At 72.6% G+C, this 26017-nt stretch carries 23 protein-coding genes; 12 read left to right on the top strand and 11 right to left on the bottom strand.

Annotation, left to right across the window (positions count from 1 at the left end):
- Positions 1-225 precede the first annotated feature (225 nt).
- Together EOT10_RS01255 and treZ are read left to right on the top strand one after the other, a co-directional pair.
- A complete protein-coding gene (locus tag EOT10_RS01255) occupies positions 226-1176 on the top strand; it encodes a GNAT family protein (protein ID WP_223280695.1) in 951 nt (316 codons plus the stop codon).
- A gap of 152 nt (positions 1177-1328) precedes the next feature.
- Entirely contained in the window at positions 1329-3077 is a 1749-nt protein-coding gene (gene treZ / locus EOT10_RS01250) for a malto-oligosyltrehalose trehalohydrolase (RefSeq protein WP_127826127.1), read from the top strand.
- 228 nt (positions 3078-3305) lie between these two features.
- Here treZ and EOT10_RS01245 read toward each other — a convergent pair whose 3' ends face one another.
- Both EOT10_RS01245 and EOT10_RS01240 read right to left on the bottom strand, forming a co-directional pair.
- Complete coding sequence (locus EOT10_RS01245) at positions 3306-4232, bottom strand: aminoglycoside phosphotransferase family protein (protein WP_127826126.1); 927 nt, start codon at positions 4230-4232, stop codon at positions 3306-3308.
- Positions 4233-4235: 3 nt separating this feature from the next.
- A complete protein-coding gene (locus EOT10_RS01240) occupies positions 4236-5360 on the bottom strand; it encodes an aminopeptidase P family protein (RefSeq protein WP_127826125.1) in 1125 nt (374 codons plus the stop codon).
- Between the two features lie 216 nt (positions 5361-5576).
- Between EOT10_RS01240 and EOT10_RS01235 the strand changes: the two genes are divergently transcribed.
- Positions 5577-6362: a metallophosphoesterase gene (locus tag EOT10_RS01235; RefSeq protein ID WP_127826124.1), complete on the top strand. Its 786-nt coding sequence runs from the start codon at positions 5577-5579 to the stop codon at positions 6360-6362.
- A gap of 12 nt (positions 6363-6374) precedes the next feature.
- Here the strand turns inward: EOT10_RS01235 and EOT10_RS01230 are convergent, their stop codons facing one another.
- From EOT10_RS01230 to EOT10_RS01220, 3 genes are all read right to left on the bottom strand, one after another.
- Positions 6375-6965: a PDZ domain-containing protein gene (locus EOT10_RS01230; protein WP_127826123.1), complete on the bottom strand. Its 591-nt coding sequence runs from the start codon at positions 6963-6965 to the stop codon at positions 6375-6377.
- 22 nt (positions 6966-6987) lie between these two features.
- Positions 6988-9249, bottom strand: a complete 2262-nt coding sequence (gene cyc2, locus EOT10_RS01225; RefSeq protein WP_223280694.1) for a germacradienol/geosmin synthase Cyc2 — start codon at positions 9247-9249, stop codon at positions 6988-6990.
- 200 nt (positions 9250-9449) lie between these two features.
- The gene (locus tag EOT10_RS01220) at positions 9450-10343 is read right to left on the bottom strand and encodes a pentapeptide repeat-containing protein (protein ID WP_127826122.1); all 894 of its coding nucleotides are present in this window, start codon (positions 10341-10343) and stop codon (positions 9450-9452) included.
- A gap of 191 nt (positions 10344-10534) precedes the next feature.
- Between EOT10_RS01220 and EOT10_RS01215 the strand changes: the two genes are divergently transcribed.
- The 3 genes from EOT10_RS01215 (at position 10535) to EOT10_RS01205 (ending at position 13179) form a co-directional block, all read left to right on the top strand.
- Entirely contained in the window at positions 10535-11317 is a 783-nt protein-coding gene (locus tag EOT10_RS01215; RefSeq protein WP_127826121.1) for an alpha/beta fold hydrolase, read from the top strand.
- Positions 11314-12621, top strand: coding sequence for a cytochrome P450 (locus EOT10_RS01210; RefSeq protein WP_127826120.1), 1308 nt, complete (start codon positions 11314-11316; stop codon positions 12619-12621). The genes EOT10_RS01215 and EOT10_RS01210 overlap by 4 nt, the downstream gene beginning before the upstream one ends.
- 87 nt (positions 12622-12708) lie before the next feature.
- Positions 12709-13179, top strand: a complete 471-nt coding sequence (locus EOT10_RS01205) for a hypothetical protein (RefSeq protein WP_127826119.1) — start codon at positions 12709-12711, stop codon at positions 13177-13179.
- Between the two features lie 26 nt (positions 13180-13205).
- Here EOT10_RS01205 and msrB read toward each other — a convergent pair whose 3' ends face one another.
- The 4 genes from msrB to EOT10_RS01185 all read right to left on the bottom strand — a co-directional run bounded on the left by msrB (position 13206) and on the right by EOT10_RS01185 (position 16517).
- Complete coding sequence (gene msrB, locus EOT10_RS01200) at positions 13206-13613, bottom strand: peptide-methionine (R)-S-oxide reductase MsrB (protein ID WP_127826118.1); 408 nt, start codon at positions 13611-13613, stop codon at positions 13206-13208.
- A gap of 13 nt (positions 13614-13626) precedes the next feature.
- Positions 13627-15021 (bottom strand): UDP-N-acetylmuramate--L-alanine ligase, encoded by a 1395-nt coding sequence (gene murC, locus EOT10_RS01195; RefSeq protein WP_127826117.1) that lies wholly within the window; start codon positions 15019-15021, stop codon positions 13627-13629.
- A 104-nt stretch (positions 15022-15125) separates the two neighbouring features.
- A complete protein-coding gene (locus EOT10_RS01190; protein WP_189490957.1) occupies positions 15126-15599 on the bottom strand; it encodes an indole-3-glycerol phosphate synthase in 474 nt (157 codons plus the stop codon).
- A gap of 144 nt (positions 15600-15743) precedes the next feature.
- A complete protein-coding gene (locus tag EOT10_RS01185) occupies positions 15744-16517 on the bottom strand; it encodes a pyrimidine reductase family protein (protein WP_127826116.1) in 774 nt (257 codons plus the stop codon).
- A gap of 341 nt (positions 16518-16858) precedes the next feature.
- Between EOT10_RS01185 and zapE the strand changes: the two genes are divergently transcribed.
- The 6 genes from zapE to EOT10_RS01145 all read left to right on the top strand — a co-directional run bounded on the left by zapE (position 16859) and on the right by EOT10_RS01145 (position 23427).
- On the top strand, positions 16859-17950 hold the full coding sequence (gene zapE, locus EOT10_RS01175; protein ID WP_127826114.1) for a cell division protein ZapE: 1092 nt from the start codon (positions 16859-16861) through the stop codon (positions 17948-17950).
- 195 nt (positions 17951-18145) lie between these two features.
- Positions 18146-19546: a PhoX family protein gene (locus tag EOT10_RS01170; RefSeq protein ID WP_127826113.1), complete on the top strand. Its 1401-nt coding sequence runs from the start codon at positions 18146-18148 to the stop codon at positions 19544-19546.
- 71 nt (positions 19547-19617) lie between these two features.
- Positions 19618-20544 carry a PPK2 family polyphosphate kinase gene (locus EOT10_RS01165; RefSeq protein ID WP_431313243.1) on the top strand — a complete coding sequence of 309 codons (927 nt, stop codon included), beginning with the start codon at positions 19618-19620 and terminating at the stop codon, positions 20542-20544.
- A 107-nt stretch (positions 20545-20651) separates the two neighbouring features.
- Positions 20652-21524 (top strand): ABC transporter substrate-binding protein, encoded by an 873-nt coding sequence (locus EOT10_RS01160; protein ID WP_127826111.1) that lies wholly within the window; start codon positions 20652-20654, stop codon positions 21522-21524.
- A gap of 89 nt (positions 21525-21613) precedes the next feature.
- Positions 21614-22480, top strand: coding sequence for a polysaccharide deacetylase family protein (locus EOT10_RS01155; protein WP_223280693.1), 867 nt, complete (start codon positions 21614-21616; stop codon positions 22478-22480).
- Between the two features lie 212 nt (positions 22481-22692).
- Positions 22693-23427: a peptidyl-tRNA hydrolase gene (locus EOT10_RS01145; RefSeq protein ID WP_127826109.1), complete on the top strand. Its 735-nt coding sequence runs from the start codon at positions 22693-22695 to the stop codon at positions 23425-23427.
- A gap of 27 nt (positions 23428-23454) precedes the next feature.
- Here EOT10_RS01145 and EOT10_RS01140 read toward each other — a convergent pair whose 3' ends face one another.
- The gene (locus EOT10_RS01140) at positions 23455-24348 is read right to left on the bottom strand and encodes a peptidoglycan-binding protein (protein WP_127826108.1); all 894 of its coding nucleotides are present in this window, start codon (positions 24346-24348) and stop codon (positions 23455-23457) included.
- Positions 24348-25943, bottom strand: coding sequence for a DUF6519 domain-containing protein (locus tag EOT10_RS01135; protein ID WP_127826107.1), 1596 nt, complete (start codon positions 25941-25943; stop codon positions 24348-24350). The genes EOT10_RS01140 and EOT10_RS01135 overlap by 1 nt, the downstream gene beginning before the upstream one ends.
- Positions 25944-26017 lie beyond the last annotated feature (74 nt).

Genomic DNA, 26017 nt, shown 5'->3' with positions numbered 1-26017 from the left:
GGTGTCCAGAAAACGGCGAACTTCCACCCGCCCTCGCACCGCCGTGACCAGCAAGGACTGCCTCCGATGCGCGGCGCGCGGAAATGCGGGCGCGCGGGCGCCGGTTCGCTGCTACGTTCGGGCGCCCGGACCGCCGCCAGGCGTGTTCCCGTTGACTCCCGTTGACTCCCGTTGACTCCCGTTGACTCCCGTTGACTCCCGTCGACTCCCGTACCTGGAGAATTCTTGACTGCTGCACGGCAAGCGACCTCGCACGCGACGCACGGCGACGACGGCCTGGTCGTCCGCGCCCTCACCGAGGAGGACGTCCCGCTCTTCCGCACCTTCGAAGACCCGGGCCTCGTGGGCCGCGTCATCACCGGTGTCGACTACCGCACGGTCGCCGAGGACGGCGACTACCGTCCCGACTGGACGTGGGTGGCCCTGCGTGAGGGCCGTGTCGTCGCGCGGGCCGCGTGGTGGGGCGGCAAGGACGACACGGAACCGGTGAACCTGAACTGGTTCGACGTCCGGGACGACGACCTCGAAGCCGGTGTCGAACTGCTGCGGCGGGCCCCGTACGACGTGGAGTACGAGCTGATCCTGCCGGCCGGCTGGCGCGAGGACCCGCGGACGCGGGCCGCCGCCGAGGCGCGGATTGAGGCGGTCACCCGGGCAGGCATGAAGCTCCTGGTGGAGCGGCTGCGTTACCGGTGGACGCCCGAGAACGGGCTGCCCGAGCGCCCAGGGCGCCTGGAGTTCAGGGCCGAACCAGACGACGCCGTCATCCTCGACGTGCTGCGCCAGGTCCACTCGGCGACGCTCGACGCGCACGCTCGGCACGCCATCGAGGTGTCGGGCCTCGACACGGCCGCTCAGGAGGAGCTGGACTTCTTCCACTGGTGCCCGTCGCCGCGCGAGTGGTGGCAGCTGGCGTACACGCCCGAGGGGGAGCTCGTCGGGCTGCACGTGCCCGCCCACAACCCCGGCGGCCCGTGCGTCGGGTTCATCGGCGTGGTGCCCGAGCAGCGCGGCCACGGCTACGCGTACGACCTGCTCGTCGAGACGACACACTTCCTGGTGGAGCACGGGGCGGAGTTCGTCGCGGGGGCCACGGACGACGGGAACTTCCCGATGGCGGCGAACTTCACGAAGGCCGGCTATCCGGTGACGGAGAAGCGCATCAACTTCGTCTGAGGTACGGCGCCGGACCCCCCCGGTTCCCCGGCCGGTCCGTGCGTCTGATCCGGCGAGGAATCTGCGCGGCCCACCGCGAATCCCAGCGGATCGATCTCCGCTGACGCAGGATGGACGGGTCGTCACTGTCGGCAGACAAGGGGGAACCGTCCGTGCAGTTCGAGGTGTGGGCACCAGAGGCCGACCGGGTCACGCTCTACTGCGATGACACCACGCGCGCGTTGGAGCGCGACCCGGGGCGCGAGGGGTGGTGGGCGGGTGACGCCGACGCCGTGGACGGCTCGCGCTACGGGTTCGCGCTCGACGACGGGCCGGTGCTGCCCGACCCCCGCTCCCGCCGGCAGCCGGACGGGCCCGACGGCCTGAGCGCGGTCGTGGACCACGGGCGGTACGTGTGGCGGTCTCCCTCGGGGCCGGATCGCGGGCTCCCGGGCGCCGTCCTGTACGAGCTGCACGTGGGAACGTACACGCGCGAGGGCACGCTCGACGCTGCGGCCGAACACCTGGCCCACCTCGTCGAGTTGGGCGTCACGCATGTGGAGCTGATGCCGCTGTGCCCGTTCCCCGGGCGGCACGGCTGGGGGTACGAGGGCGTCAGCCCATGGGCCGTGCACGAGCCGTACGGGGGTCCCGAGGCGCTGAAGCGTTTTGTCGACATGGCGCACGGGCTCGGGCTCGGCGTCGTCCTCGACGTGGTCCAGAACCACCTGGGCCCCTCCGGCAACCATCTGCCCGCGTTCGGGCCGTACTTCACCGAGACCCACCACACGCCCTGGGGCGCCGCCGTCAATCTCGACGCGCCCGGCTCCGACGAGGTGCGCGCGTACTTCGTGGGCAGCGCGCTCGCCTGGCTGCGCGACTACCGGATCGACGGGCTCCGCCTGGACGCGGTGCACGCGCTGCGTGACACGCGCGCGGTCCACTTCCTGGAGGAGCTGTCGGCGGCCGTGGACGAGCTGGCCGAGGAGCAGGGCAGGCCGTTGTTCCTAGTCGGCGAGTCGGACCTCGGCGACCCTCGCCTGATCACCCCGCGCACCCACGGCGGCCTCGGACTCCAGGCGCAGTGGAGCGACGACTTCCACCACGCCCTGCACACGGCGGTGACGGGCGAGTCCCAGGGCTACTACGCGGACTTCGCGAAGGCGCCGATGGCCGCCCTCGCCAAGACCCTGACCCGGGGCTACTTCCACGACGGCACGTACTCGTCGTTCCGGGGCCGCCACCACGGGCGCCCCATCGACCGCAGCCGCACGCCCGCGCACCGGCTGCTCGGCTACGCCCAGACCCACGACCAGATCGGCAACCGCGCGCAGGGCGACCGGCTCTCCGCGACCCACTCGCCGGGGCTTCTCGCGTGTGCGGCGACGCTGGTCCTGACCGGGCCGTTCACGCCGATGCTGTTCATGGGCGAGGAGTGGGGCGCCGGCACCCCGTGGCAGTTCTTCACCGACCACACGGACCCGGCCCTCGCCGAGGCCGTACGCAAGGGCAGGCGGCGGGAGTTCGGGGCGCACGGGTGGGCCGAGGACGACATCCCCGACCCCCAGGACCCGGCGACCAGGGAGCGCTCCTGCCTGGACTGGTCGGAACCGCACAGCGGGGACCACGCGCGCGTGCTGGCCTGGTACCGCGAGCTGATCGCCCTGCGCCGCGGCCGCGCCGATCTGACGGACTCCGACCTCGCGGCCGTGCGGGTGGCGTACGACGAGGAGGCCCGCTGGATCGCGTACCGGCGGGGTGATCTGCGGGTGGCGGTGAACCTGTCGGACAGGCCGGCGGCGGTGCCGGTCGGCCGGAACGGCTACCGGGTGCTCGCCGCGTGGGAGCCGGTGGGCCTGCCGGCCGAGGACGGCCTGCTCACGGTCCCGCCGGAGTCCTGCGCGGTACTGGTCGGACCGTAGGGTCCTGGGCCGTAGGGTCGCGGGCCGCCCCGACGCCCGGCCAGCCGGGCGGGCGGGCGGCCAGCCGGCCGGTCGGTCAGCCGGGCGATCGGCCAGCCGGTCGGCCGGTCAGCCAGCCGGTCGGCCGGTCAGCCGGTCGGCCGGTCAGCCAGCCGGTCGGTCGGTCGATCAGCCGGTCGGCCGGTCGGCCGGTCGGTCGGTCGGTCAGCCGGTCGGCCGGTCGGTCGGTCAGCTGAGGTCAGGGTCCTTGTCGGAGAGTTCTGTGACCAGTTCGAGGAGGATCGCCTCCCACGCGCGGTCCAGTTGGGTGCGCAGCAGCGGCAGGGGGCTGTCGTCCGTGCCGTACAGACGCCCTGCGAGGCGTACGAGGGTGTCGCAGCGGGCCAGCCACAGGCCGCGCAGGCTCGCGCGGGCGCCGTAACCGGCGAGGGTCGCCGCGCGGACGGCGGCGCGGGAGCCGACGGCGACGGCGAGGCCCGCGATGTCCTCGGCCGGGTCGCCGATGACGGCGTCGGCCCAGTCGAGGGCACCCCGTACCCGGCCGTCGGGGGTCACGGTCAGGTGCTCGCCCTTGAGGTCGTGGTGGACCACGACGGCGCCGGGCTGCGGGGCGAGCTGGGCCGCGGCGTGCGCGGTGAACTGCGCGAGCCGGGCCGGCTCGAACTCCCCGTCGGCGCCCAGGCGTTCGGCCGCCCTCCCCGCCTCCCTGCGCAGTACGTCGAGGGAACGCGGCGGCGTCCTCCTGAGGCCGAGGGTTTCGGCCCGCGCGGCGGGCACCGCCCGAAGCCCGCCGAGCAGCCCCGCCAGATCCTCCTCGCCGGCCGCCGTGACGTCGACGGCGTCTCCCGACGCACCCTGGAGGCGGGTGTCGAGGGTGTACGTGAGGCCGCTCGTCCACTCGCCGGACGCGAGGCTGGCCGGCACGGCGACGCCGACGTGCTGGCGCACGAGGTCCCTGAGCCTGATCTCGCGGCGCATCCGGGCGGACGAGGGCGCGTCCAGGGCGAACCTCAGCACATAGCGGGTGCCGGCCCACCAGGTGGAGTGGTCGCCACCCTCGGTGACGGGGGCGACCTCGAGGCGTCCGCCGTCGGGGAAGAGGGTGCCCAGCAGTCTGTGGACGGTGTCCTGGGTGGGCCGCGGCGCGTCGGACATGCCCTAGCTCACGATCGCCATGTCCCGCGACGTGCTGTTCAGCCGTCGCCCGCCGTCCTCGGTGACCGTCACGATGTCCTCGATCCGTACGCCGAACCGGCCCGGCAGGTAGATGCCCGGTTCCACCGAGAAGCACATTCCGGGGACCAGGGGCTGTTCCTCGCCCTCGATCATGTAGGGCGGTTCATGGGTGGTGACGCCGATGCCGTGTCCGGTGCGGTGGATGAAGTACTGGCCGTAGCCGAACTCGGTGATCACCGCGCGGGCGGCGCGGTCGACGTCCTGGCAGGCGGCGCCGGGCCTGACCGCCGCGCAGCCCGCCGCCTGCGCCTCGCGCACGATGTCGTGGACGCGCCGCTCCTCGTCGGTCGGCTCGCCGACGTGCACGGTGCGGGAGGTGTCGGAGCCGTAGCCGTATTTGAGGCCGCCGAAGTCGAGGACGACCATGTCGCCGTCCTCGATGACGCGCTCGCCCGCCTCGTGGTGCGGGTTGGCGCCGTTCGGTCCCGATCCGACGACGGTGAAGTCGACCTGGGAGTGCCCGAACTGCCGCAGTAGATCGGCGAGATCACCCGCGACGTCGGTCTCCCGGCGCCCCGCGAAGGACACCTTCTTGATCTCCTCGTACGTGGCGTCGGCCGCCTCGCCCGCGGCGGCGAGCCGTTCGAGTTCGGCCGCGTCCTTGACCGCGCGCAGCATCGGCAGGGCCTCGGTGAGGGAGGCGTACGAGGTGTCGGGAAGCGTCTTCTGCAGGCCGATCAGGTGCATCGCCCACGCGTTGTCGCTGATGCCGAAGCGTCCGGAGGTGCCGAGCAGGGGCGCGGTCACCGCGTACGGGTCCTTGCCGTCGGTCCAGTCCCGCAGGGTGAGGGCCGGGGCTCCCGCCGCCGCGGCGGCGTCCGGTGCCTCCAGGGTGGGCACGACGAGGACAGGGTCCTGGCCGGGGGCGAGGACGAGCAGCGTGAGGCGTTCGGTGGCGGCGGTGGGCGCGTAACCGGTGAGCCAGACCATGTCGGGGCCGGGGGCCACCAGGACTCCGGCGAGCCCCGCGTCGGCCGCGGACCGGGCGGCGCGCTCCATGCGGGCCTTGTAGTCGTCCGCCGTGAACGGCGGGGGCGTGGCGGTCATCCGGTCCTCCGAGTGTGCCGAACTGAACGGTGCTTCTCCGAACGGGACGTACGGGCAGCATCCTGCCCGTCCGCCGGGCCTGACGCGAGTCCGTTCCGGCAACCGCGCCGCCCCCGCCCCCACCCACGCACTAATGCCCAGGTGTTGATCAACCATTACAACTAATGCTTAGATCAGCGTCATCCATTAATCACCAGTTCCGGAGGACGCACGCCCATGCTTGTGCTGGCCCAGATCAGCGACCTGCACCTCGACGGAACCCCGCGCGCCACGGAGCGCGCCCGCCGCGTCATCGACCACCTGCGCGCGCTCCCGATCCCGCCGGACGCGCTCCTCGTCACCGGCGACATCGCCGACCACGGCGCCGAGCCGGAGTACGAGGAGGCCGCCGCACTGCTCGGCCTCCACGGCACCGGCCCCCACACCTCCGCCCTCCCCTTCCCCGTACTCCCCTGCCCCGGCAACCACGACAGCCGTGCGCCCTACCGCAAGGCCCTGCTGCGCGAACCGGCGTCGGAAGGGCCCGTCAACCGCGCCCACCGCGTGGGCGACGCCATGGTCCTCATGTGCGACTCCAGCATTCCGGGCGCCGACGAGGGCCTGCTCGACGAGGAGACGTACGGCTGGCTGGAGGGCACCCTCGACGAACTCGACGAACTCGACGAGCTCGAAGGCGGGACGCCGGTCCTGCTCGCCTTCCACCACCCGCCGGTGGCGCTGCACCACCCGCTGCCCGACGCCTACCAGTTGCAGCAGCCACAGCGGCTCGCCTCCCTTCTGGAACGGCGACCGCAGATCGCCGGGGTCATCACCGGGCACGCGCACACCCCGGCCGCCACCGTGTTCGCGGGACGGCCCCTCGTGGTCGGCCCGGGCGTGACGTGGACGCTGCGGCTGCCCTGGGAAGGCGAGGGAGTGGCGGACCGTGACGCCCCGGTCGGGCTCGCCTTCCACATCCTCGACGACGAGCACCGCCTGACGACGCACTTCCGGGTCGTGTGACCGGCCACCCGGCTACACCACCACTCCGGGAGTCGCGGACAGCACCTGGTGTGCACCCGACATGTGCCGGACCGTCAGCGTGACCGCGCGGCCCGCACGCGCGGCCTCCACCGCCCGCGCGAGGCCGGCCGCCGAGTCAATCCGCGTCCCGTCGACGGCGACCAGTACATCGCCCCGTACAAGGCCGGCGGTGTAGCCGGGGCCCGGTACGTGCACGCCGACGACCAGCGCCCCCGCCCCGTTGGGCGCGTCCACCGCCTCGACGCCGAGTGTCGCCCGCAGCGGGCGGGCCGACGGCGACGGCAGCCCCGTAGGAGCCACGGAAGGCGCGGGCGACGGAGGCCGCGGTGCCACCCCCATGTGCTGCTGCACCTCGGCCAGCTTGCTCATCCCTATGACGGTGGCCCCTACCGTGCCGAGGCCGACGCCCGACAGGACGAGCACCACCCCGACCAGCAGGCCGAACAACAGCGTGACGAGGCGTTTGCCGCGGCGCCGCGCCGCGTGCGGGCGACGGCCCCCCGAACCGTTTCCCCGGACGGCCGGCGCCTCACGCCTCGGAGCTCCGGGCATCGACTTGGGGCGCAACGCGGTCTGTTCCATGGCCCACCTCCCGGCCACAGCCCTACCCGGCGGCATCCCCCGCGACGATCCACGAACGAGTGAGACTGAACGGGCTCGGCGTCACCCCACTCGTGAACGGGTTCGGCACCTGTCCCGGCACGAAGCCGTGGGCGCGCCGGGCCAGGTCGTCGGCTCCGTAACGGCGGCAGTCGCGGTGCCAGCCGAGGATGCCCGCCATCCAGTTCTGCAGTTCGGCCACATAGCCGTCCATCGTGGCCCGCGCCTCGGGCGACAGCTTGAAGTCGTCGTACAGGACCGGGAACTCATGGGCGGCGACGTGCTCGAACTGCCGCATGCGCTGCGTCATGAGGTCGTGCACGATGCCGAGCGCGGTCGGGTAGTCGCAGCCGAAGAAGTTCTGGACGACCAGGATCCCGTTGTGGATCTCGCCCTCGTACTCGATCTCCTTCTGGTACGAGAACACGTCGTTCGTGAGCATGGCGTAGTCGACGGCCGCGTTCTCCAGGGAGCGGACGGGGCCGCTGCGGTAGACCTCGGGAGGCACGGCCGGGCCGTGGCCCATGCGGCTCAGGCTCATGGTGAGGTCGGCGCCGAACGTGGCGCGGCGCATCTCCAGGTAGTCGACGGGGTCGGGGATGCGGTTCTGCAGCTGGTTGGCCAGCTCCCACACCCAGCTCTCCGTCATGACGTCGACGGACGCCTTCAGGGTGCGCGCCTGGCCGGTCGTCATGCCGGCTGCCGTACGGGCCCAGAGGGCGGTGAGGCCGCGCTCCAGCGCGTTCACCGGCGGCGGGACCGGGCTCCCGTCGATCGGCATGCACGCGGACAGGCGCGCGGTGCACGCCCGCGCCCCCGCGATGTCGCGGCGCCGGCCGAAGACGAGCGGGTAGTAGTCGTCCGCGTACGTCCCCCAGGTCAGCCACTGCGCGCTCAGGTCCAGGGCGTCCTGGTCGCCGTCGGGGTCGATGCCGGCCGCGCACAGGGACGGGTCGTAGGCGGCGAGCTTGTCCTCGTCCCAGACGCCTTCCGCCAGGATGCCCATGGCGTGCGCCCACGGGGTGAGGCGGCGGCGGGCCTCGTCGAGGCCGGGGTTCAGCCGGAGCTCGAACGGCATGGAGAAATCGGGGAGTTGGGAGGGGCCCACCTTCTGGAACGGTACGTGCGTGTAGGCGCGCAGCCGTTCGGCGCCGGCCGCGGCGAGCAGGGCGCCGACGTCGGCGGAGGCCGTGCCGATTCCGGTCGGCCCGGCCAGCCCGGCCAGCCCGGTCAGCCCGGTCAGCCCGGTCAGCCCGGTCAGGGGGGTGCCCCCGGTCGCGCCCTTGTTCATGTAGCGGCTGGAGCGCAGGTGCCATTCGTGACCGCCGGACTGCCAGTCCTGGAGGCCCCGCGCGTACGCGGCGACCGCGGCGACCTCGGGCGGCGTGAGCCCCTTGTCGACGGCGAGCGCGGGCACTTCGGTGAGCGCGGTGTGCTCGAACTGGTGGAGGCGTGAGGTGAGGATGTCGTTGACGGTGTCCGCCGCCTGCTGTGTCGTACAGCCGAAGAAGGTCTCCAGGACCAGTACGCCGTTGCTGAGCTCCCCCTCGACCTCGACCTCCCGCTGGTACGAGAACAGGTCGTTGCGCAGGTGCACGGCGTCGGAGAACGTCTCCTTGAGGACGCGCAGCGGCCTCGACCGGCTGACGGCGGCGGGCACTTCGCTGGTCGCGTACTCGACGAGCCCCGCCGACCAGGGCGCGCCACCGACCTTGCGGCGCATCTCGATGTACTCGACGGGGTTGGCGACGCGCCCCTCGTCGATGTTGGACAGCTCCCACATCGACTCGTTGAGGAGGTGTTCGGTCGACTCGGCGAACCTCCTGCGCCAGTCCGCCGACATGGCGGGCACGGTGCGCGCCCAGAGGTCGGCGAGGCCGGCCTCGACCGGGTTCCGCGGCTCGGGCACGGGCGTGGCCAGGTCCATCGGCATGAACAGCGGGAGCCGGTCCAGATAGGCCTTGCCGCCCTCGCGGTCCATGGTCCGCTTGAACGTCTCCAGGAAGTGGTCGTCGAAGAAGAAGACCCACACGTACCAGTCGGTGACGAGCGACAGGGCGAGCCCGTCGCAGTCGGGATGGGTGTACGCGCACAGCAGTCCGTAGTCGTGCGCGTCGAGGTCGCTCTGCTCCCAGACACCCGACCCCTCCAGCATGCCCATCTCGCGGGCCCACCGGGTGGAGTGCGCCCGCGCCTCGTCGAGATGGGGATTGAGCCGCGCCTGGTACGGCATGTAGAAGTGCGGCAGTTCGAACGGCTGCGTCATGGCCCGGCCCTACCCGTGGTCCGCGACGGGCATCCGGACGGCGGCACATGATCGCACCATCGCGTGAACGGACGCCTGAGGGCCGCCCGGACGGGGTAGAGGGGGCGGCCTCGGGGGCGCGGGCCCGCCCGGGAGAAGGGGATCCGCGGCGACAACGTGACCCTCGCGCACACCGGGGTGCCGTGCCCGGGACGGAGTCGCTACCAGTGCGCCGGGCGGCTCAGGGTGGCCGGGATGCGGGTCGAGCCGTCGCCGCGGGCCGCGTTGACCTGGGCCTGCGTGAGGAAGAGGCTGCCGGTCAGATCGGCGCCCGCCACGCGTGCGTCACGGAGGTCGGCGCCGATGAGGTCGGCCTCGCGCAGGTCGGCACCGGTGAGGTCGGCGGCGATCAGATAGGCGCCGCGCAGGTTGGCACCCCGCAGGTTCGCACCCTTGAGGCGGGCGCCCATCAGGTCGGCGCCCCGGTGGTTCTTCTTGCGGCCCGGCACGGCAGCGCGGACGAGTTCGCTGACCTTGAGGAGTGTCTCGCTGACCTCGGCGCGCAGGGCGGGCACGTCGGCGGCGGCGAGGGTGGCGGCGTCCGCTCGGGTGAGTTCCTCGATCCCGTCGAGTGCGCGCCGTACCTCCTGGTGCGCCGGGCGGGCCCGCTCCAGCTCCAGCGCCTCCGTCAAGTACCAGAGCAGTTCGTGCAGTTGGCGCATGACGGGGAAGACGTCGAACATCCCGCGCCCGACCCTCTTGGACGTACGCCAGTCCTCGCCGCCGAACGTCACCTGGGACACCTGCTGGCCGGCGCCGAAGCAGTCGAAGACCGTACAGCCCTGGTAGCCCTTGTCGCGGAGCGTGGCGTGGACGCCGCAGCGGAAGTCGTCCTGGAGGTTGCGGCACGGCTGCCCGGCGGGCTTGTTCGCGGCGAAGTCGGAGGACCTGGCGAACGGCAGCGCGACACAGCACAGGCCGAAGCAGTTCTCGCAGTCGGCGCGCAGGTCGAGACGGCGGCGGTGCCCGGCCTCCGGCGCGGTGTCGGGGCCCGAACGGTCGTCGGGGCCCGAAGAGTCGGACGCCGCGGGTCGGGTTTCGCGCTTCTGGGACAACGGGCCTGGTCTCCTGCGTCGTGACGGTCGGCCGGATACGGCCACTCGCGGCGGCGCCCGGTTCGGACTTTCATTGTCCCCGATGCCGCCGCGCGCCCTTGTGCGACCCGGGGGCACCGCGCCACCGTGGGGCTGCGCGGGCGCGCGCGACCCCACGGGACCGTACGGACCCCGACCCGACAGGAGTCACTGTGGCCTCCTCCTTCGTCCTCCCTCACGAACTGCACGGCTCGGGACCGCACAAGGTCGTCGCCGTGCACGGCTGGTTCGCGGACCGTGGCGCGTACGCCCCGGTGGTCCCCGACCTCGACCGCTCCGCGTTCGAGTACGCCCTTGTGGACCTGCGGGGCTACGGCGGGGCCCGGGACGCGGGCGGTACGTACACGACGGCGGAGAGTGCGGCCGATGTGATCGAACTGGCGGACCGGCTCGGCTGGGAGCGCTTCTCGGTGATCGGGCACTCGATGGGCGGGAGCGTCGCCCAGCGGATCCTGGCCCTCGCGCCGCACCGGCTGCGCAGGCTGGTCGGCGTCTCCCCGGTCCCCGCGTCCGGGCTGCCGCTGCCGCCCGAGCAGTGGGAGCTCTTCGCGGGCGCGGCCCACACCCCGGAGAACCGCCGCGCCATCCTCGACATCACGACCGGCGGGACCCGGCCCGCCGCCTGGCTCGACCGCATGGTGGAGCGGTCCGTGGCGGTCAGCGACGCGAAGGCGTTCCGGGCCTATCTGGACTCGTGGGCGGGCGAGGACTTCCACGACCGGGTGGAGGGCGCCACGGTCCCCGCGCTCGCCGTCACCGGGGCGCTCGACCCGGCGCTCTCCGCGGACCTGATGCGCGCCACCTGGATGGACTGGTACGCCCGCGCCGAGCTGGCCGAACTCCCCGCGTGCGGGCACTACGCGATGGACGAGACACCGCTCGCCCTGATCCGGACGGTGGAGGACTTCCTGCGGGCGGACGGACCGCACGTATGACGGAGGCGCGCGGGGCGCACGACGTACCCGGGGTCCCCTACCTCGGAGACCTCCCCGACGTTTTTGATCCCCGCCAGTACGCGCGCGGCATCCCCCACGACAGCTACCGCACGCTCCGCGACCACCATCCGGTCGCCTGGCAGGCGGAGCCGGAGGTGCTCGGCTGGCCCGCAGGGCCCGGGTTCTGGGCGGTCACCCGTCATGCCGACGTGGTCCGCGTCCTCAAGGACGCGGCCACGTACTCGTCGTGTCTGGGCGCGACGCAGATCCGTGACCCGGACCCGGCGGACCTGCCGTTCATCCGCTCGATGATGCTCAACCAGGACCCGCCGGGGCACGGCCGGCTGCGGCGCCTGGTGAGCCGCGCCTTCACCCCACGCCGCGTGGACCGCTTCGCCGCGCTGGCCCGCGCACGCGCGCGCACCCTGCTCACGGCGGCCCTCGCGGCCCCCGGCCCCGCCGTCGACCTCGTCTCGGCCGTCACCGACGACTACGCCCTCCTGAACCTGTCCGACCTCCTCGGCGTCCCGCACTCCGACCGGGGCCTGCTCCTGCACTGGACGCGGCGCGTCATCGGCTACCAGGACCCCGATGAGGCTGCCGAGGCCGCCGAGGCGGGCGGGCCGGTCCTCGACGCCGACGGCAGACCGGTCAACCCGCGCTCACCGGCGATGCTCGCCGACATGTTCGCGTACGCGCGCTCGCTCGCCGCGCACAAGCGGGCCCACCCGGCGGACGACGTCATGACGGCCCTGGCCACAGACCCCGATCTGACGCCGGCCGAGCTGGAGATGTTCTTCTTCCTGCTGACGGTCGCGGGCAACGACACGGTGCGCAGCGCGGCCCCCGGCGGCCTCCTGGAGCTGGCCCGCGCCCCGGGCGCGTACGAGAGACTGCGCGCCGGGAAGGCCGACATGTCGACAGCGGTGGACGAACTCCTGCGCCGTCATCCGCCGGTGCTCACGTTCCGCCGCACCGCGGCCCGCGACACCGTCCTCGCGGGCTGTCGTATCCGGGCGGGCGACAAGGTCGTCGTGTTCCACGCCTCCGCTAACCACGACGAGCGCGTCTTCACCGACCCGCACCGCCTGGACCTGGACCGCTCCCCCAACCCCCACGTCTCCTTCGGGGACGGCCCGCACGTCTGCCTGGGCGCCCACTTCGCACGCCTGCAGCTGCGGGTGCTGTACGAGGAGACCTGCCGGGCGCTGCCGGTCCTCGAACCGGCGGGACCGGCGCGGCGGCTGGTGTCGAACTTCATCAACGGCGTGAAGGCACTCCCGGTCGCCACCGGGCCCGGCTGAACCCGCTCCCGGGGCCCGGTACCGTTGGAGGGACCGATCTCGTGGGCCTCCTGGCGGGCTGCGTGAACCCCCAGGGAGGACAAACAGATGACGACGAACCGTGGACGCAAGCACGTGATCCGGAACCGGATGGCGTCGACCGGCGAGTCGTACGTCGAGGCCGCCCGCAATCTGAAGTCGATGAAGGACATGGGCCAGACCGCCGAGGCCGTCCGCACGCAGCGCTGGAAGCCGGCGGACTCCCTCGACGTCCCGTGCCCCTGCGGCGGCACGTGCGAGCCCGGCGAGAAGTGCGATCACTGCCACGCCCGGCACCGGCACGTGGGCCGCGCCCCCGGCAGTCTCACGGACGTGGAGACCTGGGCGGACCGCTACGCGTGCACCGGCTGCTCGTCGGCGTACACCCTGACCGTCGTCCTGCCGGGCCGGCCCTGGGGCATTGCGGAGACGGTGGTCCGCGGCGGATCGGCGGAGCCGGTGGTCCAGGCCCGGGTCTTCCCGGGCGTCATCCACCCGATGATGCGCCCTGAGAAGCCGGAGAAGCCGGCGGAGGACTGAGCCTCCGCCGGAGCCCCGAGCCCGGCTCAGCCCGCTTCCGGCGCCAGCTTCAGCGAGATCGAGTTGATGCAGTACCGCTGGTCCGTCGGGGTGGGGTAGCCCTCGCCCTCGAAGACGTGGCCCAGGTGGGAGCCGCAGCGGGCGCAGCGCACCTCGGTGCGGACCATGCCGTGGGAGCGGTCCTCGATCAGTTCGACGGCGTCGGTGTCCTTGGGGTCGAAGAAGGACGGCCAGCCGCAGTGCGACTCGAACTTCTCCCCCGAGGTGAACAGTTCCGCGCCGCACGCGCGGCAGGAGTAGACGCCCTCGGTCTTCGTGTCGGTGTACTCACCGACGAAGGCGGGCTCCGTGCCGGCCTGGCGCAGTACCGCGTACTCCGCCGGGGTCAGCTCCGCGCGCCACTCCTCGTCCGGCTTCTCTACGTCGTACGCCATGCAGCTCAGTCCCTTACTTGGAGAGGCGGGCCAGGATCTCAGGGCCGAGCTCCGTGACGTCGCCCGCGCCCATCGTGAGAACAAGGTCGCCCGGCTTGGCCATTCCCGCGATCACGTCGGGCACGGTCGCCTTGTCGTGGACGGCGTCCACGTCGGCGCCGGCCGCGCGGGCCGCGTCGATGATCAGGTCGCTGGTGATGCCGGGGATCGGGTCCTCGCGGGCCGGATAGATGTCCAGGACCACGGACGCGTCGGCGAGGGCGAGGGCGTCGCCCATCTCCTTGCCGAGCTCCTGGGTGCGGGAGAACAGGTGCGGCTGGAAGACGACGAGGATCCGCGCGTCGCCCGCGGCGGAACGCATCGCCTCCAGGTCGGCGGTCATCTCGGTGGGGTGGTGCGCGTACGAGTCGATGACCTGGACGCCGTTCTCCTCGCCCTTGAGCTGGAGGCGGCGCTTGACGCCCGTGTACGACTTGAGGGCGGCGGCGAGGTTGCGCGAGGGGATGCCGAGCGCGACGCCCGCGGCGAGCGCGGCGACCGCGTTGTGCGCGTAGTGGCGGCCGGGGACCGAGACCGTGAAGGTGAGCAGCTTGCCGTCGAGGAGGACGGTGACCTCGCTGGTCAGGCCGCGCGGGGTGACCTTGTGGATGCGGACGTCGGCCGACTCGGACTCGCCGTAGGTGACGACCTTGAGGGACGTCGTGTCGCGCAGGCGGCGGGTGAGCTCGACCGCGCCGGCCTGGTCGGCGGCGATGACGAGCGTGCCACCGGGGACGATCTTGGAGGCGAAGGTCTCGAAGGACTCGTAGATCTCGTCCATCGACGCGTAGTTGGCGTGGTGGTCGAGTTCGACGTTGAGGACGATGGCGACCTCGGGCGCGTACTTGTGGAAGCTGCGGTCCGATTCGTCGGCCTCGGCGACGAAGATCTCGCCCGCGCCGTGCAGCGCGTTCGAGCCGGGGACGTCGAGGTCGCCGCCGATCGCGTACGACGGTTCGAGGCCGAGGGAGGTCAGGGAGACCGCCAGCATCGACGTCGTCGTGGTCTTGCCGTGCGTGCCGGCGACCGCGATGGGGCGCAGGCCGTCCATGAGCGAGGCGAGCGCGTCGGAGCGGTGCACGACGGGGATGCCGAGCTCGGCGGCGCGGGCCAGCTCCGGGTTGTCGGCGCGGATCGCGGAGGAGACGACGACGCAGGTCGCGTCCGGGGCGAGGTGCGCGGCGTCGTGGCCGATGTGGACCGTGGCGCCGAGCTCGCGCAGCGCCCCGGCCGTGGCGGACTCGCGGGAGTCGCTGCCGGCGACGTGGGCGCCGCGCTGCGCGAGGATCTTGGCGATGCCCGACATTCCGGCGCCGCCGATGCCGATGAAGTGCGGTCGGTCCATGGCGGTGGGCAGGCCGGGTGCCATTGGTTTCTCCCCTGGGACGGTGTGCGCTTGCGTGCCCGCTGCGGGCAGGCTCAGCCTACTTTCTCCGCGCACCCCGCCCGCGCATCCCCGGGGGAACGAGGGGCCTAGACCTTGCTGTAGGAGAACAGCTTCAGGACCGGGACGCCGACCTTGTGCCGGGCGCGCGAGGCCCAGTCGCGGTGGAAGAACTCCTCCACGTAGTGCGGGTCGGTCAGGACGATGACCTCGTCCGCGCCGATCTCGTCGACCAGGGTCTTGAGGGCGTCCAACGGGTGGTCCTCGATGAGGCGCCCCTCGGCCTCGCAGCCCGCCTGGTGCAGGGCGGTGAGGGAGACCCCCAGGGCCTGTTCGCCGAGTTCCGCGGCGTCCTTGCCCTCGGGCACCTCGCCCTCCTTCGCCGCGTCGTCGAGCTCCCCCATCGCGACGTCGTCGATGGCCCGCAGCAGGCGGTCCGCCTGGTCGCCGCGGGGCTGGAGCAGCACGTGGAAAGAGACTTCCTCGTCACCGTGCAAGGTCGTGACGAATTCCACGTCGGCGGACGTCAGGGCCTTCTCGATCATCAATACGCTCGTGAACACGACAGGCGCCCTTCTTCTCTCCTCCGTGGGCCGTCGACGGTCGACCGGTCCCTGCGGAAACCATCCTGCCCCGTGGCAGCACGGGGTCTGCGAGATTTAGTGTGCCCAGCGGAAGGTAAACGGAACGGCACATTCCGCTGATTGTCAGGTCCGACGGTATCGGGTGAACAGGAACCCGGCCTCTTCCAGTACAGAAGCCATCTCGAAACGTTCCGGGACGGTCAGGGATGATCCACCGGTGATGCGCTGCGCGTCCCCGGCCGTGAGCATCGGCGAGATCGTCAGACAGAGTTCGTCGAGCACCTGTGCGGCCACGAACTGGCCGAGCAGACGCGGTCCGCCCTCCGTGAGCAGCCGCGTGAGCCCGCGCTCGGCGAGCAGACGCACGGCACGCTCCGGCTCGACCGCGGCGCCCTCGCCGGCGATCAGCACCTCGGCGCCCGCCTTGCGCGCCGCGTCGACCCGGTCGGGCGGCGCGCCCGCGCCGGTGATGACGAACGTGGGAACGAGGGGCGAGGTGAACAGGGGAAGGGAGAAGTCGAGGTTCAGGCTCCCGCTGATCACCGCGATGGCCGGGGCGGGGCCCTGTCCGGCCGCCTCCCTGCGCGCCGCGAAGGCCTCACGCGCGCGTGCCGGACGGTAGCCCTCGAGCCGGACCGTCTCCGCGCCGACGACGACGGCGTCCGCGAGCCCGCGCAGGGTGCCGAAGATCCGCATGTCGGCCGCGGACGAGATGCCCTGCGAGCGGCCGTCGTGCTGGGCGGCCCCGTCGAGCGTGGACACCATGTTGGCGCGCAGCCATACGGCCTGCTCGGCGGGGTAGGCGTAGGCCTCCGCGAGCTCGTCGAGAGTCCACTCGCGAGGCTCGTGAGCCGCGTGATCTGCTGTTTCGTACGTCACAGGGAACAGGCGTCGCATGTCACGCAGTGTCCCATGGCGTCTAGGGCCTGCCGCCAAATTCCCGTCGTCCGCCCGGAGGGCGGGACCCGCGGCGTCCGTCTGGTGCGTGCGATCGCAAGGCGCCGGAGCGCCCTAGTGGCGGAGCAACTCGGACGTTTCGGCAACGCCGCATGGGGGTCCCCCCGCTCGAGCGAAGCCGAGAGTGGGGGAGTGCGTGCCAGGCGCCGCGGGGCAGGCGGGACTTTCGAAACACGCCCTAGTAGCGGAGCTACTCGGATGCTTCGGCAGCGCCGCGAGCGTGCGTGCCAGGCGTCGCGGGGCAGACGGGAATTTGACGGCAGGCCCTAGAGTTGGGGGCTGTGTCGTCCTCCACCACCGCTCAGGCGCCCAGCTCCATAGCCGACGCGGCCCCTCTGTCCCTGTGCGCCCGTGAGCCGCTCGTCCCCGCGGACCGTCTGGTCGCCGAGATGGTGCCGCCGCCGCGCTTCGACTCGGTCCGCTTCGCCACGTACATCCCGGACCCCAAGCAGCCCAGCCAGCCCGAGGCGGTGCGGGTTCTGAGCGACTTCGCGGCCGGCCTCGGCGGCGCCCACGCGAGCGGGGCGGGCAGGCGGCGCTGGTTCGCCAGGAAGCCCGCAGCGCCCACGGGCCCCCGCGGTGTCTACCTCGACGGCGGCTACGGCGTCGGCAAGACCCACCTCCTCGCCTCCCTCTGGCACGCCACCCCCGCGGCGCGCGAGCAGAAGGCCTTCGGCACCTTCGTCGAGCTGACGAACCTGGTGGGCGCGCTCGGCTTCCAGCAGACGGTGCGCACCCTGAGTGAGCACCGGCTCCTGTGCATCGACGAGTTCGAGCTGGACGACCCGGGCGACACGGTCCTGGTGTCGTCGCTGCTCAGCAAGCTCGTCGAGGCGGGCGTCGCGCTCGCCGCGACCTCGAACACGCTGCCGGGCAAGCTCGGCGAGGGCCGCTTCGCCGCCGCCGACTTCCTGCGCGAGATCCAGGGCCTGTCCGCCCACTTCCGCCCCCTGCGCATCGACGGCGACGACTACCGTCACCGCGGCCTGCCCGAGGCCCCCGCCCCGTTCTCCGACGAGCAGGTCACGAAGGCCGCGTACGCGACCGAGGGCGCCTCGCTCGACGACTTCCCGCATCTGCTCGACCACCTCGCGCGCGTGCACCCCAGCCGGTACGGCGCCCTGACCGACGACCTGAAGGCGGTCTGCCTCACGGACGTGCAGCCGGTCCCCGACCAGTCGACCGCGCTGCGGCTCGTCGTGCTCGCCGACCGGCTCTACGACCGCGAGGTGCCGGTGCTCGCCTCCGGCCTTCCCTTCGACCGGCTGTTCAGCGAGGAGATGCTGAACGGCGGGTACCGCAAGAAGTACTTCCGTGCGATCTCCCGGCTCACCGCGCTCGCGCGGGACGCGAAGGGGCTCGTGGACGCCTGACGCCGGCGGGCGCGCGGAGGGTTCGCGCGCCCGTTCGTACGTCCGCGGCGCGGCCGTGGCGTGAAACCACCGGATACCGCTGGTTACCGCTGTGTCATGAGCGACAGGTTGTTACGCGCGTAGTTCCCGTGAACCACAGTGCGTGATACACACGACCGGGTCACACGTTCCTGTCCGCCAACAGGAGGTTGCCCCATGTCTGAAGCACGTACCGCACGTACCGCTCAGCCGTCCGCAACACGACGTCAGGTTCTCGCGCGCAGCGGCGCTTCCGTCGCCGCCATCGCCTTCGCCGGCAGTCTCTCCGAGCTCTTCGCGGGCACGGCCGCCGCCCAGAGCCTCGGCGAGCAGGGCTACGGCCCACTGGTGTCCGACCCGGCCGGACTGCTCGACCTGCCCGAGGGATTCCGCTACAAGGTCCTCTCCCGCGAGGGCGACCCGCTGCGCTCCGGCGAGGGCAGGGTGCCCAGCAACCACGACGGCATGGCCGCCCTGGAGGGCAGACACGGCAGGGTCCACCTGGTCCGCAACCACGAGAACCGGGTCACCGCGAAGATCCCCGTACCGACCGTCGAGGGCCTGACGTACGACCCGATGGGCAAGGGCGGCTGTACGGCGCTCACCCTCGACCACCGGGGGAACGTGCTGTCGGAGCGCGTCGCCATCGCCGGCACCGCCGTCAACTGCGCGGGCGGGCACACCCCTTGGGGCACGTGGCTGACCTGCGAGGAGACCGAGGACAAGGCCGGCACGAACGGGTACACCAAGGACCACGGCTTCATCTTCGAGGTCGACCCCGAGGACCCGCACCGCTCGGGCGCCGTGCCGCTGACCGCGATGGGCCGCTTCCAGCACGAGGCGGTCGCCATCGACCCGAGGCGGGGCGTCGTCTATGAGACCGAGGACGCCTTCGAGAAGCCGTTCGGCCTGTTCTACCGCTTCCTCCCCGACAAGCCCGAGGGCGGCCTCGGTTCCCTGCGGGCGGGCGGCACGCTCCAGGCGATGCGGGTGCCCGGGGTGCCCGACCTGTCGGCGATCCAGGAGACGGGCGCGAGCTTCGACGGCATCGAGTGGGTCGACGTACCGGACCCGCTGGCGGCCCGGACTCCCGTCCGCCTCCAGGACTTCGGCCCGAAGGGCATCACGCACGCGCAGAAGCTGGAGGGCTGTTACTGGGGCGGCTCGTCGGTCTACTTCGTCTCCTCCTTCGCCCACAGCGCGCAGGGCTCGGCGGCCGACCACTTCGGGCAGATCTGGCGCTACGACCCGAACAGTCGCCGGCTCACGCTGGTGATCGTCTTCGGCCCGAGCACCGACGTCCAGCTGCCCGGCGAGGAGCCCGACAACATCTGTCTCGCGCCGAGCGGGGGCCTGATGGTCTGCGAGGACGGCGAGGGCGCGCAGCACGTCTTCGGCGTGACCCGCAAGGGCGAGGTGTACGCGATGGCGCGCGGGCGCCAGAACACCGGCACGGCGCAGAAACCGGCGTGGGGCGAGTTCGCGGGCGTCACGTTCTCACCCGACGGCGACACGATGTACGTCAACTGCTACTCGCCCGGCACGACGTTCGCCGTGACGGGCCCCTGGCACCGGTAGCGGCGCCGCCCGTCCGGTCCCACGATCGAGGGACCGGACGGGTTCGGGAACGGTACGAAATGGGGTGCGCGGTGGCCGAGGCCGGCAAGGACACGCAGCGGACGGGCAAGGGCTCCGGGAAGGCCCGGGACAAGCCGGCGAGGCCCGGGGCGGCGCCCGCCGCGCTCCGAGAGCTGCTGCGCATCCCCGCCGGCGAGCCCGTGGACCTCGCCTCGTACGACGCACGGGCCACGCCCGCGGGTCCCTCCGGGAAGGCCGCGGGCCTGGCGGAGACCACCCGGATGGGTGAACGCCTCGCCGGCCTCCAGGACCGCCTCTGGGCCTCCGGCACGGCGGGGGACCGTCGCCGGATCCTGCTGATCCTCCAGGGCATGGACACCAGCGGCAAGGGCGGCACGGTCAAGCACGTCATCGGCCTCTTCAACCCGTCCGGCTGCCGCATCAAGGCCTTCAAGGCGCCCACCGCCGAGGAGCTCAGCCACCCGTTCCTGTGGCGCATCAAGCGCTCGCTCCCCCAGCCCGGCGAGATCGGCATCTTCGACCGCTCGCAGTACGAGGACGTCCTCGCCGCCCGGGTCCGTGACCTCGTCCCGCGGCGCCAACTGGGCGGCCGCTACAGCCAGATCAACCGCTTCGAGCAGTCGCTTGCCGAGGACGGCGTGACAATCGTCAAGTGCTTCCTCCACCTCTCGTACGAGGAGCAGCGCGAGCGTCTGCTCGAACGGCTCGACAACCCGGACAAGCACTGGAAGTTCAGCATGGGCGACATCGAGGACCGCGCCCTGTGGCCCGCGTACCAGGAGGCGTACGAGATCGCCCTGGAGCGCTGCTCGACGGACGAGGCGCCCTGGTATCTCGTGCCCGCCGACCGCAAGTGGTACCGCAACTGGGCCATCAGCAGGCTGCTCCTGGAGCACCTGGAGTCGCTGGACCCGCACTACCCGGAGGCGGACTTCGACGTGACCGAGGCGAGGAAGCTGTTGCTGGCGCAGGACTGAGGCCGGTCGTCCCGACGCGTGTGCTCCCCCTGTCCTGGGAAGGGTCTTACGGGTTCCGCCGGACCCGCAGGACCCTTCCGCACCTCTCCGGACAAGGACACACACCCATGGAACGACACGCAGCAGTCTGGGAGTTCACCGACGACCGCGGGCATGTGGCCGCCGCGGCGGACGTGCCGTTACGCGTGGTGGCCTACATACAGGCCGGCGCCACGCTGTGGGATCACGGGATACGGCCGGAGGGGATCTTCGGCTCGTTCCACGACGATGCCGGCGCCGACCCGGCCAAGGCGGGGGCGCTGCCGCTCGACGAGGTCCGTTACCTGGGGGCGGGCGCCGGGCTCGGCCTGGAGGCCGTGCTGGCCGCCGCACCGGATCTCGTCGTGGCCGTCACGTACGGCGGCGGGCAGGTGTACGGCGTCGATCCGGAGGTGGCGAAGCATCTGGAGGAGCACGTCCCGGTCGTCGCGATCGACGTCGGGCAGGGCCGTTCGCTCGGCGCGGTGCGGGAGCGGTTCGCCGAGCTGGCGCGCTCGCTCGGCGCGCGGGGCGGCGGCGGGGGCTTGGGCGAACTGGAGTGCACCGCACGGGAGTTGGGGCAGGCCGCGCGGGAGCGTCCGGGGCGGGTGCTCGCGCTGTCGCCGGGCGGCCCGGACAGCGTCCATCTGGCCCGCCCCGCCCGGTGGCCCGACCTGAGCGCGCTGACGGCCCTGGGCGTACGGACCGTGGAGCCGCCGGAGGGGCCCGGCGCCAACTGGAACACGGCCGGGTGGGCGGAGGCCGCCGCTCTCGCCCCTGACATCGTGCTCGTGGACTCGCGCGTGAACGCTGCCCCGCCGGAGCAGTACGCGGCGGATCCGCACTGGCGGTCGGTCGCGGCCGGGGCCCGCCTGCTCCCCTGGAATCCAGAGCTCCCGGCGAGCGAGTCCGCGCACGCGCGGTTCTTCGACCAGGTGGCACAGGCCCTGCGGGACGGCTGAGCTCCGCCCTTCGCACTCCTGGCGGGACGCCGCACCGCGTCCGCGACCAGGTGCGCAATTCATACCATTAGTACGGTTACTGTCGCCGCGTGATGACCTATGTACGGAGATTTGCACTGGTCTGCGCCCTGGGCGCGCTGGGGGTCGGAGCGACGGCATGCGGTGGGGGCGGCGGATCCGCCGGGCACCCCGCGCGGAAGGTGGTGAGCGCCCCGGCGTCCGCCGCGCCCTCACGTCCGCCCACACTCGCCCCGGGCCCCGCGGGTCTCACCCCGGTCTTCAAGAGCGCGGCCCACTCGCCGGTCCGGACCGTCGCGCTCACCTTCGACGCCGACATGACCGCCGACGAGGGGCCGCGCGCGGCGGCCGGTGAGCACTTCGACAACCCCGCCCTGATCGCCACGCTGCGGCGCCTCAAGGTGCCCGCGACGGTGTTCATGACGGGCCGCTGGGCCGACGAGTACCCGGCCGAGGCCAGGTCCATCGGCGCCGACCCGCTGTTCGAGGTGGCCAACCACTCGTACAGCCACTACGCCTTCACGGGCGACTGCTACGGCCTGCCGACCGTGCCCCCGGCGCGGATGCGGTCGGACGTGGAGCGGGCGTTCACCGCGTTCCGCAAGGCGGGCGTGAAGCGCACCGTGCCCTACTTCCGCTTCCCGGGCGGCTGTTACGACCAGCGGGCGCTGCGGGCCCTGACCCCGGCGGGCGTCACGGCGGTGCAGTGGGACGTGGTGAGCGGCGACGCGTTCGCGACGGACTCGGACGCGGTGGCCCAGCAGGTGCTCGACGGGGTGCGGCCGGGGTCGGTCGTCGTCATGCACTGCACCCGCAGCGCGGCCCCGGCCACGGAGCGCGCGGTCCGCGCCGTCGTACCGAAGCTGCGCGAGCGCGGGTACCGGTTCGTGAGGGTCTCGGAGCTGATCGGCACGGCGGCGGGGCGGCCGTCCCGCTAGGGGGTGTCTGGCAATTCCCCGTGGAGGAAGGAGCGGCGTCCGGTGCGTGCGATCGCAAGGCGCCGGAGCGTCCTAGTAGCGGAGCTACTCGGGCGTTTCGGCAACGCGGCGAGCGTGCGTGCCGGACGTCGCGACGCCGCGGGGAATTGCCAGACACCCCCTAGGCGGCAGCAGGCGGCGGCCGGAGGGACGGCGCCTGGCAGACTGGTCCGGTGAGCAGTGAAGACCAGACGCAGGACAGCCCCTTCCGGTCCGAGCGGACCGCGCGCGACGAGGCACGCCAGTTCGTGCTGCCCCTCGTGGCACGGATCGAGCGGGCCGCTCCCCCGGCCCGCACCGACGCGCTGGAGACGGCGGCCCGCGCGGTCCTCGTGATCCTCTCCGACGCGCGGTCGACGGGCGACGGCGAGTGGGCGCAGGTCATGCGCGACTGGCAGGACGCCCGGATCCGCAAGGTGGTGCGCCGGGCGCGCGGCGCCGAGTGGCGCAGGGCCGAGGCGCTCGACGGCATCACGGTGACGGGCGGATCGGCCGAGGTACGGGTGTTCCCGCCGGTCCCGCTCGACGGCTGGCCCAAGGACCTGGCGCGGCTCCAGGTGTCGGGCACGGACCTGGACGACCCGGAGCCCCCGGCGGCCCCGGACCGTACGGCGCCCGTGCTGTGGCTGAGCCCGGATCTGGACATGTCGGCGGGCAAGGCCATGGCCCAGGCGGGCCACGGCGCGCAGCTGGCCTGGTGGGAGCTGTCGGACGGGCAGCGCGCGCAGTGGCGCGACGCCGGCTTCCCGCTCTCCGTGCGCACCGCGGACGCGGACCACTGGGGCGAGCTGACCCGGAGCGGGCTGCCCGTGGTGCGGGACGCCGGGTTCACGGAGATCGCCCCCGGCTCCTGCACCGTCGTGGCCGACCACCCCGCCCTGCGCCCGGCCGGTCTCCAGGTCCCCTGACCGGCCCGGCGCAGGACCGTCAGACGCTCAGGACGCCGGGACCTTCAGCTCGTCCCAGCTGGTCTTGCCCGGAATGCCGTCCGCGTCCTTGCCCTTGAAGCCGAGCTTCTGCTGCCAGGCCTTGTAGGACTTGCGGTCGGCGTCGGTCCACTCGGGGCCGGGCCCCTCCTCGTAGTGGTCGCAGCCCTCGGCGACCAGGCGGCGGCCCATGGCCGTGATGAGCGCGGACTTCTGGCCGTCGCGGAAGAAGCCGCTGCCCGGGAACGGGGCGCGCGTCGGCTTGGCCGGCGCGGGCTTCGGGTCGGACTCGGGGCCGGAACCCTGCGGCTTACCGGCGAGCCGGCCGGCGATCCGTTTGCGCATGCCGTCCATGGTGAAGCCGCGCGGGTCGACCTTGCCGGGCTGCCACTCCTTGTGGCCGATGACCGACCGTTCGCTCCAGCCGTGGTGGCGGCAGATCGCGGCGGACACCTTCTCGATGGCCTCCTTCTGCGCCTCGGGCCAGGGGTCCTTGCCGTCGCCGCGGTTGACGCACTCGAAGCCGTAGAAGTGCCGGTTGCCGTCGCTGTCGACCGCGTTGTCGTGCGGGAGCTTCGTCTCGTTGACGACGGCGCGCAGGACGTCGCTGTCGCCGAGGCCCGCGTGGTTGGCCCGGCCGTTGCCGACGAGGTGGATCTCGCCCTTCTTGTCGATGACGCCGTGGCACAGCGGGCCGGGCAGGTCGGGGCGGCCGTCGTAGCAGATGTCGACGGAGGACTGCGTCCCGGTGGTGGCGGTGTGGTGGATCATCACGCCGTTCATCGGGCCGTAGGGCCCCTTCGTGTTGCGGTTGTGGCGGCGCCAGTTGCGGACCTCGTGCACCGTGAGGCCTTCGGCGCGGAGGATCTCCACCAGCTTGGACGCGGTCAGCGGCGTGGCCATCAGACGTCCCCCTCCCCCGTCGCGGACGCGTCCACCGCGGCCTCCGCCTCGGCCGTCGTCTGCGACCTGGCACCGGCCGGGGCGGCACCTTCGGCCGCGAACTCCTCGTCGCTCGCCCGCTGTTCAGCCGCGAGGGCGGCCGCGTCGGCCGGCGGCACGGTACGGGCGGCGAGCTGGGAGAAGCCGAGGCGCAGGTCGACGGGGCTGTCCTCGCCCTTGACCAGGGCGAGCGGCGCGTAGTGGCGGACGATGCCCGCCGGGTGGCACAGGAGCGGCTTGCGGGCGGCGTTCACGGGCCATTCGACGCTGCCGGTCGCGGTGCGGGCGGCCACGGTCCAGTAGTCGCCGGTGCGGTAGGTGCTGTTCTTCTCGAAGTAGACCTCGACGCCGTCCTCCAGGGGCAGCCAGGCGCCTTCCTCGATGCGGATGGCGCCGCCGCGCAGCGGGGTGGTGCGGCCGCGTTGCCTGGGGGCCGCCTGGTGGTCCCAGCGGCGCAGGTACGGGTGGAGTTCGGGGCGCCGGCCGACGTGCTGGTCGGGCTCGGCGGACAGGCGTACCCGGCGGCCGGGCAGGTCCAGCTCCTCGACGCGCAGGAGCGGCAGGGGTTCCAGGCGGGAGGCGTACGCGGTGTCGACGAGTTCGACATGGTCGCCGACGTTCAGGTCCAGCTTGTCGTCCTGGCCGAGGGTCGCGAGCTCCACCCAGGTGCCGTCGACCGTGTCGACGGGGAAGACGACGGAGCCGTTCTCGCGGGACCACTTGAAGGTGGCGTTCCCGGGCTTGCCCGCCTTGCCGGCCTCGCCGCCCTCGTGGATCTCGACGCGGTAGAGCTGGTTCTCCGGGCCCCGATAGCGGGCGTCGGGCCTGACCAGGCAGGGGTCTTCGTCGGCGTGGTCGGGGCGCTGACTGCGGGCGGCGAGGCGGGACTTGGGGGCGGCCTCCTTCGCCGCCCAGCTCTCGAACGCCGCGCGCACGGCGTCGGGCGACGGTACGTCTCCTTCGATGCCCAGCTCTCCGTAGGCGAGCGGCAGTACCTGCCAGACGACCTTGCGGCGGGCGGCGGTGTCGGGCATCGCCGAGCCGAGGGCGACCTCGCGCAGCGCCGGGTCCTCGGCGGCGGTCACCGCGCGCTCCCACACGTTGAGGTAGACCACGAAGGGGTAGTCGGTGGGCAGCCGGTCGGCCGGGTTCTCCTTGTTCCGGTAGCCGTCGGGCTGGTCCCAGTAGTCCCAGAACGCGGCCGGGGCGGGTGCCTGTTCGTCGAGGTCCTCGTCATCAGGCACGGCGTCGCCCGGTGCCGGGCGGGTCGCGTCGCACAGGATGCCGTCGACGTAGTAGTGGCCCCCGTGGATCTCCAGGGTGTCGATGTCCGGGGTGCTGCCGTGGTACTTGATGCGGAATCCGGTGTCGCTGTTGCCACCGAGCGGGCCGCCGTGCCGGCCGATCAGGTCGGCGACGGCCGTCCGCGCCTGGTGGAGCTGGATCGCGGCCTGCTCGTTGGCGTCCGCGTCGAGCTGGACCCGGCCCTGCTGGACGATGACCCCCGAGTAGTGCTGTCCGGGGCGGAAGGTGGAGCGGGAGAGATCTGCGTGCATGAAGGGAGTCCCCCTGGTTCAGGAATGTGCGGGTCGCAAGTCGTGGGTGGGCGGGGCGGCGGCGCGGTCGCAAG

This window comes from Streptomyces antnestii, from assembly GCF_004005495.1.
GTDB classification, from domain to species: domain Bacteria; phylum Actinomycetota; class Actinomycetes; order Streptomycetales; family Streptomycetaceae; genus Streptomyces; species Streptomyces antnestii.
Note: the sequence above shows the minus strand (reverse complement) of the source record. Positions and strands in the feature narration are given on the sequence as shown.

What these genes read in the sequence shown, in the direction of transcription:
- EOT10_RS01205 (WP_127826119.1), top strand. Translation starts at nt 12,709, where the DNA reads ATGACGACGAACCGTGGACGCAAGCACGTGATCCGGAACCGGATGGCG.
- EOT10_RS01235 (WP_127826124.1), top strand. Translation starts at nt 5,577, where the DNA reads ATGCTTGTGCTGGCCCAGATCAGCGACCTGCACCTCGACGGAACCCCG.
- EOT10_RS01230 (WP_127826123.1), bottom strand. Translation starts at nt 6,965, where the DNA reads ATGGAACAGACCGCGTTGCGCCCCAAGTCGATGCCCGGAGCTCCGAGG.
- EOT10_RS01240 (WP_127826125.1), bottom strand. Translation starts at nt 5,360, where the DNA reads ATGACCGCCACGCCCCCGCCGTTCACGGCGGACGACTACAAGGCCCGC.
- EOT10_RS01170 (WP_127826113.1), top strand. Translation starts at nt 18,146, where the DNA reads ATGTCTGAAGCACGTACCGCACGTACCGCTCAGCCGTCCGCAACACGA.
- EOT10_RS01245 (WP_127826126.1), bottom strand. Translation starts at nt 4,232, where the DNA reads ATGTCCGACGCGCCGCGGCCCACCCAGGACACCGTCCACAGACTGCTG.
- EOT10_RS01135 (WP_127826107.1), bottom strand. Translation starts at nt 25,943, where the DNA reads ATGCACGCAGATCTCTCCCGCTCCACCTTCCGCCCCGGACAGCACTAC.
- msrB (WP_127826118.1), bottom strand. Translation starts at nt 13,613, where the DNA reads ATGGCGTACGACGTAGAGAAGCCGGACGAGGAGTGGCGCGCGGAGCTG.
- EOT10_RS01160 (WP_127826111.1), top strand. Translation starts at nt 20,652, where the DNA reads ATGGAACGACACGCAGCAGTCTGGGAGTTCACCGACGACCGCGGGCAT.
- EOT10_RS01185 (WP_127826116.1), bottom strand. Translation starts at nt 16,517, where the DNA reads ATGCGACGCCTGTTCCCTGTGACGTACGAAACAGCAGATCACGCGGCT.
- cyc2 (WP_223280694.1), bottom strand. Translation starts at nt 9,249, where the DNA reads ATGACGCAGCCGTTCGAACTGCCGCACTTCTACATGCCGTACCAGGCG.
- murC (WP_127826117.1), bottom strand. Translation starts at nt 15,021, where the DNA reads ATGGCACCCGGCCTGCCCACCGCCATGGACCGACCGCACTTCATCGGC.
- EOT10_RS01140 (WP_127826108.1), bottom strand. Translation starts at nt 24,348, where the DNA reads ATGGCCACGCCGCTGACCGCGTCCAAGCTGGTGGAGATCCTCCGCGCC.
- EOT10_RS01210 (WP_127826120.1), top strand. Translation starts at nt 11,314, where the DNA reads ATGACGGAGGCGCGCGGGGCGCACGACGTACCCGGGGTCCCCTACCTC.